The organism is Methanothermobacter sp., from assembly GCF_030055435.1.
Classification (GTDB): domain Archaea; phylum Methanobacteriota; class Methanobacteria; order Methanobacteriales; family Methanothermobacteraceae; genus Methanothermobacter.
The window spans coordinates 360395-373614 of the sequence record NZ_JASFYG010000001.1; the positions used below are offsets into that span (position 1 = coordinate 360395).

Consider the following 13220-nt stretch of genomic DNA (forward strand, 5'->3'; position numbering starts at 1 on the left):
AAATAAGTGCAATATCTGATACCGCTTAAAGGAGGTTCAACAGTGCACATACCCGATGGAATCATGCCACTGTGGCAGTCTGCAGTTTACTGGGCTGTTGCACTCGTGAACATTGGCATTTTCTTCTACATATTCTCAAAGAAACCCGGAAAGGAAAAAAGGATAGCTGGAACAGGACTTTTTGCAGCCGCAGCGACGGTTGCATCATCCATATCTGTACCATCACCCTTCGGTGTCCCGGTGCATTTCTTCCTGATACCCCTCGCCGCCATAATACTCGGCCCCCTCACGGCGGTTATGGTTGCGGTGCTCTGCCTCCTCGTCCAGTTCTTCATACTTGGAATGGGGGGGATAACCAGTATGGGGGCCAATATACTGACAATGGGTATCGGCCTTGGAATCGGAACCTATGGAGTCTACAGGGTTCTAAGTGAACTTGACAGGGGCCTTGCTGTATTCTCAGCCACCTTCCTGGGCATAATGATTGCAACCGCATTCCACATCATGATACTCCTGGCAGCGGGTATTGCGGGCCCTGAAATGCTCATGTCAACACTCATACCCTTCTACATATTCGTGGGTGTTGTGGAGGGTACTGCAAGCATGTTCATATTCTTATTCCTTGAGAGGATGAAACCTGAGCTCATTGCAATGGAAAAGGTCTAGGTGGTTCATGTGAAGAAATTTGTGTTTCTACTAATTTTTCTCCTTATTGGCGGTGTTTCAGCCCATGGAATGGAGATAACCACAGAGTCATTCATTGTAATAGCCGATAACTCCACAGGAAAACTTGCTCGGTCAGTGGCCGATGAGACAGGGGTCAACGTCACCGTGTACCGTTTCCAGAGCCCATCGGATGTGGAGCATGAACTGGAACACGCCCTTGGAAACCCCAACAAGAAGATACTGGCAGTTGCCTACCAGGACACCGTGAGGGCCTTCCTTGAAAGGCATCCTGAACTTGCAAGCAGGGTGACTTACTGCAGTGCCGATGAGGCATCAATCAGGGAGAAACTACTTGAACTCAACTCAGTGAATACAGAAAAGATGGGCAGCGGCTTTATGACGCCATTCCTTTCAGGGGCACTGATAGGGGTCATAGTTGGTCTTTTAATAGGGGCGCTCTGGATGAAAAGGAAAATGGGGTAGAAATTTCTAAATTTCTCATTTCTTCTTATTTTCTGGTAAACTACTCAATACCCCACTTCCTCTTAAATTCAAGTTTCTCCTCTGCACTCATCCAGTGGCTGCCATCACAGAATGGTTTATTCTCAGATAAACCGCACCGGCAGAGGGTGACCCTGTTTCTGGTCTCATACTCCCTCCCATCGGCGGATTCTATTTTTATACCTCCCCTCACCCATAGTGGCCCCTCACATTTTTTCTGTTTATCATGGACAACCACTATTGATTTTTCATAGTCCCTTTCATAGGGTTTCCCTGTCCTCCTGTCCCAGAGAACTAGTCTCCCTGATGGGCAGATCATCGCCTCCTCAATGGCGATCTGTATGCTCTCGGTGTCACCCTTCCTGAGGAGTTCCCTTATACCCCCCGCCCTTAGGCAGAACCTTGAATGGTCGCACAGTTCAGGTACATCGGTGAGTTCAAAGTCCCCCGCCCTGAACACAGTCGCCCTTTCAATATAGGGCTTCCTTGATGCTGTTTCGGTACCATCAAAGCCCACCTCGGTGTGTGTTCCATCACAGTAGGGTTTGTTCTTTGATGCGCCACAGCGACAGAGGAGGTACCTCTCCTTCAGCGGGAACTTTCTTCTCTTAACAAATTCCCTCGTGTGTCCATCCTCATCTGTTACAATTACCTCCTCATAGAGGGGTACCGACCCCTCCACAAGGTATGGTCCGTCCTTAAGAACCTTTATTCTCATCTTTAACACCATAACCAGAGCAGGTAGCCCAATATCAAGGCCAACTAGAAGATCCCTGTTCCTCAATCAATATATTAATCCTTGAGGGTAAAATATGTAACTTCCCCTCAACAATCGAAAGAGATTGCTTTGACCGTTCAGGCACAAAGCTGCCATAAGATCCATTGAACTTACGACTCATTTCGCCACCAGATCATCCTTTAACTGTCAAAATACAGGAATAATTTAATAACCGTTTCTACAGGTTCTTGCAGCAGAAAAACCTATGAAACAGATGATACCAAATAAAAGGAAGCATATCCTTGTGCTTTCCATGAGGAGCTTGTAATGTGCGGGGGATACTGAAACACTACCCATCAGGAAAGTGAAGACGAGTGTCACTGTACCCATACTGAAGGCCTGGCCGATGAGGCGCATGGAGGTCACGGTGGTAGATGCCACCCCAGCATGATCCCTTTTAACTGAACACATAATCTTTGTTGTATTCGGGGATGAGAAAAGTCCCATACCTGTTCCTAGTAGCATGAGTCCCCTTATTACTGCTGTTTCCGGTGTATCAGTGTCCAGTGTTGCAAATCCCATGAGTGCCGTGAAGATAAGCACCATACCCGCTGATGTCAGAATATGAGGCCTCACCATATCGGCCATCCTCCCTGCAAGGGGGGCAATCAGGGCCATCATGAGGGGTTGAACTATAAGTATAAGTCCACTGGCAGATGGGCTGAGTCCCCTGACGTACTGGAGGTGGTAGCTGAGAAGCGGGGAAACCGCAAATTTTGATGTGAATACCACCAGGGCTTCAAGGGATGAAAAGAAAAATCTCCTATTCTTGAATAACTCAACATTAAAGAGAGGGTTCCTTACCTGCGTTTCTGTCTTGATGAAGAGAGAAAACGCCAGGAAACTTAGAACAAGGAGTAGAAGCCCCTTCACACTTGCAAGTGTTGAGAATCCCTGAATGAAGAGAAGTGATGTGCAGTAGGTGAGTGACCCCTCAAGATCAAACTTTCTGCTTCCACCAGCCATCCACTCCTCATCAATTCTAGATAGTGAGATGAGTATAACAAGGATCCCCACTGGAACCATGAATAGGAATATGGACTCCCACCCCATGGTCTCTGCCAGGAAACCTCCCAGGATGGGACCAGCGAAGAGACCCATATCTATTGTCGCTGTATTCACACCTATGGCCCTGCCACGCTCAGATGCAGGAAACACCATTGATATGAGGGAAAGCCTTGTTACCAGTACCATGGAGGCCCCTATTCCCTGAAATGCCCTGAACAGGATGATTGAGGTTGCATCATGTGCCATTGCACAGAGAACTGACGCTGTGATGAATATGATGTTACCTGAAATGAAGAGCCTCTTTATCCCATATATCTCAGATAACCTTCCAAATGGCAATAAAAAGACGTTTGCAGTTAAAAGAAATGCTGTTATAACCCAGTATGCTGGGAGGGTCCCATATTAAGGCTCTCACCCAAAGGGGGAGGGCCACATTGATTGATGAACCCATGAATGGCGCAAGGAATGATGAGAGGGTCACTGCATATAGTACATAAACCTTCAGATGATCATCTTTCAAATATTCCCCCCTCACTAAAAATTAGATAAAAAATGGTTTAAATAATTTTCCAAAAAAATGAAAAAAGTGTAGATTAAATCACTTTTTGTGAAAAGTTTAGGGGTCTGTTCATCAAGCGTCATTTCTGTGGGCTGTTGCAGCAAAAACCCCTATGAAACATAGGACCCCGAACACCAGGAAGCATATCCTTGTGCTCTCTAGGAGGAGGTCATAATTTGCAGGGGATATTGGAACCCTCCCTATCAGGAAGGCGAAGATGAGTGTCACGATACCTATACTGAAGGCCTGGCCGATGAGGCGCATGGAGCTCACGGTGGCAGATGCAATACCATAGTCCCTCCTCTCAACGGACCCCATGATTGCGTTGGTGTTGGGGGATGAGAAAAACCCGAAACCAAGGCCGAGGACAAGAAGTGATACCACTATCATAAAGATTGGCGTACCCCTATCAAGGATGCTGAGGCTCAGAAGCGCAGCTGCATTTACTGCCATCCCTATACCTGCAAGTATCTGGGGGTTAAACCTGTCAGAGGCCCTCCCTGCTAGGGGGGCCACGAAGGCCATGACAATGGGCTGCGTGACGAGTATGAGTCCGCTGGAGCCAGGGTCCAGACCCTTGATGTACTGGAGGTGGTAGCTGAGAAGCAGGGAAACCGCGAAGGTTGCGCTGTAGTTTATTAAAGCTGCGAGACTTGAGAAACTGAATCTGAGATTTCTGAATAGCCTTACATTGAACACAGGGCTCTCTGATGATAGTTCAATTTTTAGGAATATACTAAATGCCAGAATACTCAGGACTATCATGAGTGCCCCCGCAGCCTCAGGAAGGGCGGAGAATCCATACATTAAAAGAAACAGAAATATGCAGTAGGAGATTGAACCGGGAACATCGAAACTTTCCCCTGATGCATCAGCCCATTCCCCCTCAACCTTAAGGAGGCACACCGCGAGAACAATGAGTGTTACCGGGACAGTTACAAGGAATATGCTCTGCCAGCCCAGGAAATGTGTGAGAAAACCCCCGAGAACCGGGCCCATTGAAAGTCCAATGTACACTGCTGCCGTGTTTATACCTATGGCCTTACCCCTCTCCATTGGCGGAAATACGCGGGTGAGCATTGCAAGGCCTGTGACGAATATCATCGCTGATCCCACACCCTGAATGGCCCTGAATACTATGAGGGCAAGGGCAGACGGCGAGAACGCCGATAGGATCGCTGAAATAGTGAATATCAGGTTTCCATAGATGAAAATCCTCTTCATACCGTATATCTCAGATATCCTCCCCAAGGGTACTGCAAAGATTGCCGCTGCAAGGAGAAATGCCGTTGGAATCCATGTCTGCAGTATTGCATCTATCCCGAACTGAAGTGCTATAACAGGGAGTGCAACGTTGATGGATGACCCCATGAAGGGTGTTAAAAAGGATGACAGTGTTGCAGCTATGAGAACATAGACCCGGAGTGACCTGTTGCTGTATTCATTCAAGTTATTCCCTCCAGAAAAAAATCTGTTATTACTCTATGGGGGGTCATGTTTAAATAGGTTTCATAAAAGGAAAAATAGAAAAATTTAAAAAATCAGGTGAGTTAAATGTTCTGGTGGCTAAAAACGGGCCGGTGCCTCCATTCCAGCCATTTTAACCCCCGTGAGTGCAGAGGCCTCCACGGTGAGCGCCCTGAGGTCATCCTTTTCAAGTTTACTCACGTCGGTGTTGCCCGCCTGCTGCGTGAGCATGCAAAGTTCTTCGGTCATTGCCTCTATGTACCTTGCAACGTTTTTACCTGCCTCAACATAGTCCAGGCGCTTCCTGAGTTTTGGATCCTGGGTTGCAATACCCTTCCTGCAGGTGCCTGTGTAGCACATCTGGCAGACGCGGCAGCCAATCGAGACAAGGGCCGCTGTACCGATGTAGACAGCATCTGCACCAAGTGCGATGGCCTTTGCAACGTCAGCCCCGCTCCTTATACCACCGGCCGCAACAAGGCTCACCTCATCACGGAGGTTGACCTCCTTGAGGGCCTCATCGGCCTCCACTATGGCTGCTATTGTGGGTATGCCCGAGTGTTCGGTTACAACGTCGGGCCCAGCCCCTGTACCCCCCTGCATACCATCAACTACGACTATATCTGCCCCTGCCTTTGCAGCTATCTTCACGTCATCGGCAACACGGCCTGATGTGAACTTGACCATTATCGGGACCTTCCAGTCGGTTATCTCACGGAGCTGGGATATCTTCATGCTGAGGTCTTCGGGTCCAACGATGTCCATGTGCCTTGCAGGGCTCAGTGCATCGGTACCCTCAGGTATCATCCTTATCCTTGAGACCTCCGCTGTTACCTTCTCTCCAAGCAGATGTCCTCCCATACCTGACTTGGCACCCTGACCTATCTTGATTTCAATGGCCTCTGAATTGTTGAGGTACTCTGCAGAGACACCAAATCGACCTGATGCATACTGTGCAATGAGTTTTGAGGCGTATTTACGCTCCTCAGGGAGCATTCCCCCCTCACCTGTGTTTGTGGCTGTGCCAGCGAGGGTTGCACCCATTGCAAGGGCTATCTTGGCCTCCTTGCTGAGGGCTCCGAAGGACATGGCGGCTATCATGATGGGTGTGTCAAGTTCAAGGGGGTTCTCGGCGAACCTGTCACCCAGGACCACCCGTGTATTGCAGGGCTCCCTGTACTTGTCTATTGGCGGCCTTGAGACCTGGGCCGGTATGATCACAAGGTCGTCAAAGGTGGGTATCCTCCTCACTGCACCGCAGCCCCTGACCTTGTAGGAACCCTCCCTGGATTTCCTCTGTATCTCAATAAGGTCATTGAATGACCATACATTCCTTCTATCCTCGGGTACGGCGTTAACCTCTATTGCATTGTTGGGGCACATCTCCTCACAGATACGGCACCCCACACAGTTCTCATGCCTCAGTGGTACTGGTTCCCCGTTTATTATCTCGTAAACACCATGTGGACAGTTGTTATAACATGAGAAACAGTTTGCACAGAGTGAATCGTCCCGGTTATCACACAGATACCAGCAGCAACCGGGACGGTCAAAGTTTCTCTTACATACATCTTCCTTTCTCTCAACCTTAAAAGGCATCTTTAACCCCCTATTATTCCTTTAATACCTTCAATATCGGGCATACTGAGTACTTGGTACCTGCAGCCCTCACAACATCCTCCGGATCCTCTGCAAGTACAGGTACGGGTTTCCATGGCATTGCAGGGTCTTTATCAACCACCAGCGCCCCGTCCACGATTCCCTCCCTGAGGGCATAGGTAAGGAGTGCAGTCACAACCCCACCATCCTGTCCCCTGAACATTGGGGCCCTTGCAGAGAGTATCTCAGTGTACTCCCCCAGGGGTTCGGCCGCGGACTCATGGCTTATTACAGTGTCAGGTACGTAGGTCCTTGGGCATGCCACATAACATGCGTTGCAGCCCTCGGGACATTCGCCCTTAACCTCGGGTTTTCTGTTGTCTATCCTCACAATACCCTCAGGGCATGATGCCTCGCAGGCCCCGCAGAGCACACATGCGCCAACATCGATGACATCTGCCCGGAGATCATCGAACTGATAGTCCTTAATTTCCTCAAGGTAGAGATGCTGGGGCATCACCCTCCAGTATAGGACGGGCCTTGCAACTGATTCCCTTCTCTGTATCTCCTCAAGGTTCTCCTTCTTTTTACCTGATGCAAGTTTTTCAAGAAGTTTGAGGCCCTTCTCGGTTATGGGCGCTGTCTCAATGTATCCTGCCTTTATAGCTCCCTCAACCAGCTCCTTACCTCTTTCTGTCCTTATTATGATTGTTGACCATCCCTCCGGTGAGCCCACGGATCCCACCGAAACGTCTGATTGTTCTGATGTGAAGTCCATGCATACAGAGCAGTTCTTTCTCATTGCGGATCTGGCCCTTTCAAGTGGTATGGATACTGTGCTTCCATCGTTGAGGTGGAACCAGAGCCTGCCCTTCTCTATCCTGCACTCTGAAACATCTCTAAGATCAACACCCTCCTCCTCTGCAAGTTCCTTCAGGTAAGTGTAGGAGAAGTTCTCCATGCAGAAGAGCCCAATTCTGAGTTCAACAGGGAATTCCCCGTTATATTCTTTCATCAGTGTGGCTGCTGTTATCTGGCAGGGTGTTCCGACCATTGCATATCTGCTCATTATCCTTCCTCCGATTCTTCACCATAGAATGGCCTTTTGCTTCTTGGGACAATCTTTCTGAAGGAATGGTATTCCTCATCTTCAAGTTCAAATCCGTATTCTGAGAGGACGTCTCTGAGTTCCTCTTCCTCCTCCGGGCTTATGTCCTCAACCTTTGCGTTCTTTCCAAGGCTTTTTATTTCTCCGCCAACGTATATCGTTCCCCTTATGATGGACTCCCCAGCGTCCTCTGCAAGGTCCCCCAGGACTATTATGCGACCGCCCATCATGAAGAGACCTGTCATGAAACCTGAGTTTCCACCTATGATGATGGTCCCGTTCTTCATTATCTCTCCTGTTCTTGATCCTGCATCCTTCTTTACAACTACTGTTCCTCCGTAGATTCCCTGTCCAACTCCATCTCCAGCGGATCCCTCTATTATAACCTCACCTTCTGTCATGTTGTCTGCAGGGAACCATCCCGCGTTACCATTTATCTTAACCCTTGGGCCATGTATCATTGTCGCGACAAAGTACCCGGCTGAACCATCTATTATGAGCTCCACGTCCTCTGTGAGTCCCGCGCCGATGTAGTGCATGGCGTTGGGGTTTTTAACAACTATTCTGTCATGGTCCTTTGCCAGGCTCTTTATGGCCCTGTTAACCTCCCTGGGGGTTTTTGATTCTGCATCAACTACTGCTTCCCTCATCATATCACCCTATATCTCGTATACCCTGACCTCGCCGGGGGATATCTGTTCAACCTCAGTTGTATCCATGACCTCCCTCAGGGAGACCTCCTCTGATGCGACAGCGAATACCTCATCGTTCTCTGCCATCACCCCTGGCCTGAGGCCGAGCTGGTCCTTTGCTATCCCCACTCCGGTGGGTGTTCCGACGATGTATGAGAAGGGTCCGTCCATGTCCTTCACTGACTGTTCAAGTGCCTCCTCTAGGCTGTAGCCTGATGCCAGTTTATCTGCAACGTAGTGGACTATGCATTCTGTGTCGTTGTTTGTCTCGAATATGTGTCCCTTCCTCTCAAGGGGTTCCCTTATCTTCCAGTAGTTGGTTATCTGGCCGTTGTGTACCACGGTTATGTCGGGGATGATGTAGCTCTGGAAGGGGTGTGCATGGTATCTGTCAACTATGCTCTCTGTTGAGAACCTTGTGTGGCCTATGGCATGTGTGCCCTTTTTTGACCAGGTGTCGTAGCGGTCTGCTATTTCAAGTACAGATCCCACATCCTTTATCATTTCAAAGGAGTGGCTTCCATTGAGTACTATGACATCCTCTATCCTGTCTATCTCCATTATGAGTGGTTTGAGCTGTGAGAATGATTCAAGGGTGATCCTGCAGCGGTATATTATGTAGTCCTCCACTGATGGTATGACCTCATCCTTCCTTATGGGGCTTACAGTTTCAACGGTTTCCTTAACCCTCTCAAGAAGTCCCTTCTTTTCTTTAACCTCAATATTAAGGAGGTACTCGTTTTCTTCAAGATCAAGACCTCCATAAATTGAGAATCCAGCCGAATCGGGGCCCCTGTGCTGAAGTGCATGGAGCATCCTCGTCATGTCTGCCCCGACGTTGTGAAGTTTACCGTCCTTGTAGACCACTCCCGCTATTCCACACAATTCAATACCTCCTTTATAAAGTATTCGTGAAGTCTCGTGTCCTCTCCCAGTTCAGGGTGAAAGGCAACTGCAAGGTTGCAGCCCTCCTTAACCGCGATGATCCATTCACCAAGTCTGGATAGTACCTCAGCCCCCTCACCCACCTCGAGCACAACCGGTGCCCTTATGAATATTCCATGGAACCTTTTTCCGAGGATCTCTATGTCCTCTTCAAAGGAATCCTTCTGCCTCCCAAAGGCGTTTCTCTTAACCTTCATGTCCATGAGTCCCAGGAGGGGCTGTTCATAGTCTGTTTCCCTTGCAAGAAGAACCATCCCGGCACAGGTCCCCATGACCGCTTTGTTTTCCTTGATTATAACGTCTTTTATCCCTGTCTCCTCCATGAGTTTACCTATGACAGTGCTCTCACCGCCAGAGATTATTATTGCATCTACAGATGATGCATCCTCCGCTGTTCTCACCTTCACTACCTCTGCATCAACATCCATCCTTTCAATGGCCCTCCGGGTCATCTCGAGGTGCTCGGAAACATCGCCCTGAAGATCAAGAATTCCTATCCTTATCATGGTGTCTCCTTTCAGTTTTTTTGATTAGGTTTTTGGCACATGACCATATAAATATACCGGAAAATAGTTGCCGGTTATCTGTGAACGCTGACCCAGCAGAACCTCAGTATACAATGTTCAGAAACCAGGTCTTGAATTAACTTATAATTGAACATCTATATAAATATTTCCATGGTAAGTCTGAAAGAGTTCTATAAAATAAGTGGATCCAGATCTGAAAGATAATTAGCGCACATTGGACAGCCCTGAAATTAAAGTGTGAATAATGGAACCACTCCCTTACAGCCAGTGATTCAGCGAAAACCGCGACAAGACTAAAGTGGAAATTCTTCATCCAGAAACTCCATAACCTTCATTGTGGAGTTTCTGACATGGTTTGCAGCCTCCCTGAAGGCTTCCCTTTCATCCCTGTCCATTAAAACCGGTACAACACCCTCTATACCATTCTTACCGAGCTTCACAGGTACACCCAGGCAGACGTCCCTGATACCATCAATTTCACCCTCCATAAGGGTTGAGACCGTGAGTATCCTCCGCTCATCATTCAGTATCGTTGTCACTATGTTGGAGATTGCAAAGGCCGGACCATATTCGGTGGCCCCCTTCCTGCTTATGATGTTGCTACCTGCATTGATAACCTTCTCTATGGTCTTCTTGAGGTCGAACTTCCTGTAACCAGAGAAGTAGTCCCTCCTTGCATAGTGCTCAATTGGTATACCACCTATTGATGTGGAGCTGATGAGGGGGACCATGTAGGGGCCGTGTTGCCCGATAACCCTGGTGTGAACCTCGCTAACATGGACATTGAAATGCCTTGCCATGTAATTCTTCAGCCTGAGGGAGTCAAGGTGGTTTCCAAGGCCAAATACCCTGCTGGGATGAAAACCCGAATACTTTAACGCAACGTATGTCATAACATCAACAGGATTTGTCACCACAAGTATAATTGAATCCGGGGCGAAACGGGCAATCTGTCTTGCATACTCGGCAACGATAACCCCATTCTGAAATGCAAGGTCATCCCTATCCATATCAGCGGTTCTGGGGACACCAGCAGTTATAACAACTATCCTTGAGCCGTGAACATTTTCGATGTCAGCAGAGTTCTCCAGTTTAACCGAAACCCCCTTGGCTGCAAGGGCGTCGCTCATATCAAGGACCTCTCCAATGTTCTGCTCAAGGCTCTCCCTCCTTGATATGAGGTGCAGTGTCTTCACAGCCTCCTCCTCTGCAAGGCACAGTGCCGTTGCCCTTCCAACACGCCCCGTTGATCCAATTATACTTACCTTCAAAAATTACTCCTCCTGATGAGTTTCAAGGTAACTGATGGCGACCTTTCTTGCGAATCCCGTGCCGGTCTCTGCAAGTTTCTCCATCGCTTCTCTCACCCGTTCCCCGCCTATCTGCTCTAGTGACCTTGCAGCACCACTTCTCACAAAGCCACTATCATCCTCCAGGAGCTCAATGAGTGGTTCAACAGCCCTTTCATCCCGGAAGTTCCCTATGACCCATGCGGCAGCACCCCTTATCTTCCAGTCATCACTTGAGAGGCTCTCAAGGAGGGGCTCCACTGCCTCCTCACCCATCTTTGCAAGGGCAGTGGATGCATCCCTTCGAACCCATTTATTCTCATCGGCCAGAGCCTCTATGAGGGGCCCTATGGCCCTGGGATCCCCAATCTTACCAAGTGCCGCTGCTGCTCCCCTCCTCACAAACTTGTTATCATCATTGAGGGCCTCAATGAGCTGTTCAACCGCTGGTTCCCCTATCTCACACAGGAGTTCAATAACCTGAACCCTCATGAGTTCATCGTCTTCCCTTAACTGCTCAATGAGTCTCTCAACATTTTCTCTCCTCTGCATTTTATCACCTTATGTTCGTTATGTCCAAGGAGATACATAATACTTATCCCGGAAAACTGGTGGAGTGACTCCTCTGGATTTCCATGAATTACATGTTTTTCACATATCGCAAAAATACAGCTAAAGTTTATCATGTGCATCAAAAGAAGAAATAATTTTTACGTCTTGGTGAGAGTATTTATTATATTCATGGTAACCCCTTCAGCCTCTTCAAGTCCACGTGACCTAAAAATCTCAAGCGCCTCCTTAAATACATTGTAGAGATTTTCACGCTCATCAATAAGGAATAAGAGAACCCCGAGGATCACAAGGGACACAGCAACTCCCGTAGAATCTCCACTCTCCCTGAATTCTGGTGGACCTTTTGATGAACTTCAGGGCATCATAGAGTTCACCCTCATCCATCCTGTAGCGACCTATCAGAAGATTGAGAAGGGCCTCCGTTGGGCGGTCACGTATAACTGTGGCAGACTCCAGATTGGAATTGAGGGTGTCTATGTTACGGTCCTCCCAGCACTTCCCATATGATTCAAAGGAATCAATGATACCCATTAGGTCATCTGCAAGTCTGAAGATTTTCTGGGTCCCAGATTGAATGTCTGTGGACTGTGAATCCTGCTGGACGGGTTCAGGTTCACTATCATCTGCACTCACCGCCTCCTTTATCTTACTTGCCTCATATATCTTATCTCTCAGTTCATCTGCAACCTTGCTGTTGATCTCCGAGTATATTGAGAGTGCCTCTGAGTAGCATTTCATGGCCCTGTCAAATTTCCGTTGAGCCATCAGGGAATCTCCAAGGAGTTCAGAGGCATAGGCGACGCCCTCAGGAAATTTGATTTTCCTGTAGTTTTCAAGGGCCTCCTCAAAACTTCCCACTGCCCTCTCTGTTTCCCCCTGTCAAGGTAGATGACCCCTATATCTATGAGAACCTCAGCCTCATGTTCCTGGTACTCATGAAGCTTCTTCTTGTAGTGTCTAAGTGCGCTTCTATCATCCCTCAGGGAATCAAAGATACTGAGAAAGGTAAGGTAAAACACGAAAATCCCCCCAATTGAGTATACTTTTATCATAGAATCCTTAAATAGTATACCATCTCCCATGGAATCATCATGCAATGAATAATGCATATGAAAAGGTGTTCTGATGTACAGGATAACAGTTATACCAGGGGATGGTATCGGTAAGGAGGTCATGGAGGCCGCCCTCCACGTCCTTGGAGGACTGGACCTTGAACTGAAATTTGTGTATGCAGAGGCAGGTAATGAGTGCTTCATGAAGTGCGGTGAAACCATACCAGAGGAAACAGTGAAACTGGTCAGAGGATCTGATGCAACACTCTTTGGTGCAGTTACAACCGTACCCGGCCAGAAGAGTGCCATAATCACATTGAGGCGTGAGCTTGATCTTTTTGCGAATTTGAGGCCTGTGAAGTCCCTACCGGGTGTCCCGTGCCTCTACCCTGACCTTGACTTTGTCATAGTGAGGGAGAACACAGAGGACCTCTATGTGGGTGATGAAGAATTCAC

15 protein-coding genes are annotated in these 13220 nt (G+C 48.2%); 3 read left to right on the top strand and 12 right to left on the bottom strand.

Annotated elements, in window-relative coordinates:
• Window positions 1–42: 42 nt before the first annotated feature.
• Both QFX30_RS01725 and QFX30_RS01730 read left to right on the top strand, forming a co-directional pair.
• A complete protein-coding gene (locus QFX30_RS01725) occupies window positions 43–666 on the top strand; it encodes an energy-coupling factor ABC transporter permease (protein WP_300487294.1) in 624 nt (207 codons plus the stop codon).
• Between the two features lie 9 nt (window positions 667–675).
• On the top strand, window positions 676–1149 hold the full coding sequence (locus QFX30_RS01730; protein ID WP_300487297.1) for a hypothetical protein: 474 nt from the start codon (window positions 676–678) through the stop codon (window positions 1147–1149).
• A 40-nt stretch (window positions 1150–1189) separates the two neighbouring features.
• Here QFX30_RS01730 and QFX30_RS01735 read toward each other — a convergent pair whose 3' ends face one another.
• The 12 genes from QFX30_RS01735 to QFX30_RS01790 all read right to left on the bottom strand — a co-directional run bounded on the left by QFX30_RS01735 (window position 1190) and on the right by QFX30_RS01790 (window position 12794).
• Window positions 1190–1885: a CDGSH iron-sulfur domain-containing protein gene (locus tag QFX30_RS01735; protein ID WP_300487300.1), complete on the bottom strand. Its 696-nt coding sequence runs from the start codon at window positions 1883–1885 to the stop codon at window positions 1190–1192.
• 225 nt (window positions 1886–2110) lie between these two features.
• The gene (locus tag QFX30_RS01740; RefSeq protein WP_300487303.1) at window positions 2111–3292 is read right to left on the bottom strand and encodes an MFS transporter; all 1182 of its coding nucleotides are present in this window, start codon (window positions 3290–3292) and stop codon (window positions 2111–2113) included.
• A 292-nt stretch (window positions 3293–3584) separates the two neighbouring features.
• Window positions 3585–4961 carry an MFS transporter gene (locus QFX30_RS01745; RefSeq protein ID WP_300487306.1) on the bottom strand — a complete coding sequence of 459 codons (1377 nt, stop codon included), beginning with the start codon at window positions 4959–4961 and terminating at the stop codon, window positions 3585–3587.
• Between the two features lie 117 nt (window positions 4962–5078).
• Entirely contained in the window at window positions 5079–6578 is a 1500-nt protein-coding gene (locus tag QFX30_RS01750) for a glutamate synthase-related protein (RefSeq protein ID WP_300487309.1), read from the bottom strand.
• A 13-nt stretch (window positions 6579–6591) separates the two neighbouring features.
• On the bottom strand, window positions 6592–7647 hold the full coding sequence (locus QFX30_RS01755; RefSeq protein ID WP_300487312.1) for a Coenzyme F420 hydrogenase/dehydrogenase, beta subunit C-terminal domain: 1056 nt from the start codon (window positions 7645–7647) through the stop codon (window positions 6592–6594).
• Window positions 7647–8336: a GXGXG domain-containing protein gene (locus QFX30_RS01760; protein ID WP_300487315.1), complete on the bottom strand. Its 690-nt coding sequence runs from the start codon at window positions 8334–8336 to the stop codon at window positions 7647–7649. The genes QFX30_RS01755 and QFX30_RS01760 overlap by 1 nt, the downstream gene beginning before the upstream one ends.
• 9 nt (window positions 8337–8345) lie before the next feature.
• On the bottom strand, window positions 8346–9263 hold the full coding sequence (locus tag QFX30_RS01765; protein ID WP_300487318.1) for a glutamine amidotransferase family protein: 918 nt from the start codon (window positions 9261–9263) through the stop codon (window positions 8346–8348).
• Entirely contained in the window at window positions 9251–9829 is a 579-nt protein-coding gene (gene pdxT / locus QFX30_RS01770) for a pyridoxal 5'-phosphate synthase glutaminase subunit PdxT (RefSeq protein WP_300487320.1), read from the bottom strand. The genes QFX30_RS01765 and pdxT overlap by 13 nt, the downstream gene beginning before the upstream one ends.
• A 314-nt stretch (window positions 9830–10143) precedes the next feature.
• The gene (locus QFX30_RS01775; protein ID WP_300487323.1) at window positions 10144–11121 is read right to left on the bottom strand and encodes a malate dehydrogenase; all 978 of its coding nucleotides are present in this window, start codon (window positions 11119–11121) and stop codon (window positions 10144–10146) included.
• Between the two features lie 3 nt (window positions 11122–11124).
• Window positions 11125–11691: a HEAT repeat domain-containing protein gene (locus QFX30_RS01780; RefSeq protein WP_300487325.1), complete on the bottom strand. Its 567-nt coding sequence runs from the start codon at window positions 11689–11691 to the stop codon at window positions 11125–11127.
• A gap of 276 nt (window positions 11692–11967) precedes the next feature.
• A complete protein-coding gene (locus tag QFX30_RS01785; RefSeq protein ID WP_300487328.1) occupies window positions 11968–12570 on the bottom strand; it encodes a tetratricopeptide repeat protein in 603 nt (200 codons plus the stop codon).
• On the bottom strand, window positions 12477–12794 hold the full coding sequence (locus QFX30_RS01790) for a hypothetical protein (protein ID WP_300487331.1): 318 nt from the start codon (window positions 12792–12794) through the stop codon (window positions 12477–12479). Before QFX30_RS01790 ends, QFX30_RS01785 begins: the two co-directional genes overlap by 94 nt.
• A 43-nt stretch (window positions 12795–12837) precedes the next feature.
• Here QFX30_RS01790 and QFX30_RS01795 point away from each other — a divergent pair.
• A partial coding sequence (locus QFX30_RS01795) for an isocitrate/isopropylmalate family dehydrogenase (protein WP_300487333.1) occupies window positions 12838–13220 on the top strand: 383 nt, incomplete at its 3' end.

Coding starts and splice junctions, on each gene's coding strand:
- QFX30_RS01735 (WP_300487300.1), bottom strand. CDS start 1,885: ATGAGAATAAAGGTTCTTAAGGACGGACCATACCTTGTGGAGGGGTCG.
- pdxT (WP_300487320.1), bottom strand. CDS start 9,829: ATGATAAGGATAGGAATTCTTGATCTTCAGGGCGATGTTTCCGAGCAC.
- QFX30_RS01780 (WP_300487325.1), bottom strand. CDS start 11,691: ATGCAGAGGAGAGAAAATGTTGAGAGACTCATTGAGCAGTTAAGGGAA.
- QFX30_RS01755 (WP_300487312.1), bottom strand. CDS start 7,647: ATGAGCAGATATGCAATGGTCGGAACACCCTGCCAGATAACAGCAGCC.
- QFX30_RS01760 (WP_300487315.1), bottom strand. CDS start 8,336: ATGAGGGAAGCAGTAGTTGATGCAGAATCAAAAACCCCCAGGGAGGTT.
- QFX30_RS01750 (WP_300487309.1), bottom strand. CDS start 6,578: ATGCCTTTTAAGGTTGAGAGAAAGGAAGATGTATGTAAGAGAAACTTT.
- QFX30_RS01790 (WP_300487331.1), bottom strand. CDS start 12,794: ATGGGAGATGGTATACTATTTAAGGATTCTATGATAAAAGTATACTCA.